The organism is Blastomonas sp. UPD001 (assembly GCF_003426715.1).
Classification (GTDB): domain Bacteria; phylum Pseudomonadota; class Alphaproteobacteria; order Sphingomonadales; family Sphingomonadaceae; genus Blastomonas.
Genome location: NZ_QKVT01000001.1, coordinates 1,799,384 through 1,801,818, shown reverse-complemented (window position 1 = coordinate 1,801,818; position 2,435 = coordinate 1,799,384). Strand labels below are relative to the sequence as shown.

The window sequence follows — 2,435 nt, the reverse complement described above, 5'->3', positions numbered from 1 at the left end:
CGACCGTGCTGTTGAAGCGCGGATCGGCATAGGCGTCCTCGACCAGCAGTGATTCGCCGGTCTGGAACACGTGGCCCGCGATCCCCGAAGTGTTGAGGATGCGGATTTCCAGGCTCTGGCTGCCCTGGGCGAAACGGGAATAGAGTTCGCCGGTCTTGGGGTCGTTGAGGAACAGGGTGCCGCGATCGCAATCGAGCTCGCGCGAGGTGAGTTCGACCAGCATCGCCAGCACGCCGTCGATCTGCGTCATCGTCGCGCATTTGCGGGTGACCTCGAGCAGCACCTCGGTGCGGCGCAGCGCGGCAGCGCGCTGGCTTTCGGTCATCGGCCGCGCCAGGGTATCGGTGGTCACGCTCATCAGGCCTGTTCCCTCGTCATCTCTTCCATCCGATCGCGCAGCGCCTGGATCTGTTGCTGAAGCGCCTGGCGTTCGAGCGCATGATCGGATTCCTGGCGTGCCCGCGCCCGCTCGGCGGCGGTGCGCTCGCCATCGAGCGTCAGCCGCAGCGCGTCGATACTGCCCTTGAGCTGGGCGATCTCGGCCTGGGCAGCGGCCCTTTCGGCCTGCAGCGCCTGGTCGTGCGCGCGCTGCTGCGCTTCCATCTGGTCGCGCATCTGCTGGATGGTGGTGGTCAGGTCGGCAAGGCGGGCCGCCTCTTCGGACTGCGCGCGGGTGATCCGCCGGTCGGCATCGCTGGCCGCTGCTTCAAGGGCCTGGCGCAGGCCGTCAATAGTCGCCTGCAGGTGCAGGTTGGCGGCGCGCAGTTCGGAAAGCGCGTCCGAATGTGATTCTGGCATTATCGATCGTCCCCGCCAAAATGGTCCTATCGGTAACGGCCCATGTCAAGCGCCGTTAACCGCTGATTTGCCATATTCGGGACAATAGTGTGTGACAGCGCGCACGCGCCTGGACATTTGTTCAAGCGCGAGACGGCGCCATGTTAATCTTTGAGCTTCAATGCCTTGCGCAATTCGGCATTGATCCGGCTCTGCCAGCCCGGACCGGTTGCGCGAAAGCCCTCGAGCACCGCACGGTCGAGCCTGAGCGTCACCTGCTGCTTGGGATTGTCCGATTTGGGCCGGCCTGGGCGGGTGAGGGTACCATCGGCAGGGCGGACGAGCTTGTCTCCGATCCTGAACTCGGCTCGATCAAACTGATCGTCGGTCCATTCGGGAAGGTCGTCATCATCCCAACCGGCTGGTAAATTTGGCTTGTTCTCGGTCATTGCATTTTCTCATCGAGATGACACGAGCGCCTTGCGGGACCGGAGTCCACGCTACCATGACCAATCTTCCATCCAAGAGTCCGTAAGTTTGAAAACGGCTTTCCGGATAATCATGACGTGTGTCCTCTTGCGTGAAAGTCGGACCGTTCATGATCTCGTTGAATCGAGCTGGCGCTCGTTCAAAGTTTTTTCACGCTTAACCCTATCGAAGAAGACCTTCATCTCGCGAGTTCCTGGCAATGATGCCGGATGGCGGCATCAAGATGTTGAAACGCATGGGGAGCCTCCAGAGATAAGTGGGTCGATGCTTTTTTGTAACTACAAAAACCCGCCGCGTCAACCTATTCCATCGCCAGCAGCCGCTCTGCGCCGCCCAGGTCGACCGAGACGAGGCGGCTGACCCCCTGTTCGACCATCGTCACGCCGAACAGGCGGTGCATGCGGCTCATCGTCACCGCATTGTGCGTGACGATCAAATAGCGGGTGTCGGTGACTACGGCCATGTGATCGAGCAGGTCGCAGAACCGGTCGATATTGGCATCGTCGAGCGGCGCATCGACCTCGTCGAGCACGCAGATCGGCGCGGGGTTGGTGAGGAACAGCCCGAAGATCAACGCCACCGCCGTCAGCGCCTGCTCCCCGCCCGAAAGCAGGGTGAGCGAGGACAGGCGCTTGCCCGGGGGCTGCGCCATGATCTCGAGCCCGGCTTCGAGCGGATCGTCGCTGTCGATGAGTTCGAGATGCGCCTTGCCGCCGTTGAACAGCCGCGCGAACAGCGTGCGGAAATGCCCGTCCACCGTCTCGAAGGCGGCGAGCAGGCGCTGGCGGCCCTCGCGATTGAGCGCACCGATCGAGCCGCGCAGCCTGGCGATCGCCTCGACCAGTTCGTCATGCTCCTCGCGGATCGTCGCCATTTCGGTTTCGAGCGTGGCGAGCTCGTCCGCGGCGATCAGGTTGACCGCGCCGAGCCTTTCGCGCGCCTGATGCAGACGCTCATGCTCGGCGGCTTCGGTTTCTGCCGGTTCGACCGTGGCTGGGTCGAAAGCAAAGCGGTCGGGCAGCAGAGGGGGCGGGCACTGGAAGCGCTCGCCACAGCCTTGCGCGAGCTCGATCCGGCGCTGGTCCTGATGCTCGGCGCGCGCGCTCGCTCCGGCGCGCTGCTCGCGCGCCAGGGCGAGCGTCTCGCCGGTCGCTGCAGCGAGTCGCTCG

Annotated in this window: 4 protein-coding genes and 1 pseudogene; all 5 read right to left on the bottom strand. The window is 63.7% G+C overall.

Features of this window, described 5'->3' with window-relative positions; translation table 11 throughout:
• Positions 1 to 358 (bottom strand): GAF domain-containing protein (locus DM995_RS09165; RefSeq protein ID WP_232824243.1); only part of this gene is annotated, 358 nt, incomplete at its 3' end.
• Positions 358 to 798 carry a hypothetical protein gene (locus DM995_RS21235; protein WP_023839005.1) on the bottom strand — a complete coding sequence of 147 codons (441 nt, stop codon included), beginning with the start codon at positions 796 to 798 and terminating at the stop codon, positions 358 to 360. The genes DM995_RS21235 and DM995_RS09165, both read right to left, overlap by 1 nt.
• 143 nt (positions 799 to 941) lie before the next feature.
• Positions 942 to 1,226, bottom strand: a complete 285-nt coding sequence (locus tag DM995_RS09150) for a BrnA antitoxin family protein (RefSeq protein ID WP_116969225.1) — start codon at positions 1,224 to 1,226, stop codon at positions 942 to 944.
• Positions 1,186 to 1,377: a BrnT family toxin gene (locus DM995_RS09145; protein WP_232824241.1), complete on the bottom strand. Its 192-nt coding sequence runs from the start codon at positions 1,375 to 1,377 to the stop codon at positions 1,186 to 1,188. The genes DM995_RS09150 and DM995_RS09145 overlap by 41 nt, the downstream gene beginning before the upstream one ends.
• A 190-nt stretch (positions 1,378 to 1,567) precedes the next feature.
• A pseudogene (locus DM995_RS22270) lies at positions 1,568 to 2,435 on the bottom strand (chromosome segregation protein); the annotation flags it as partial.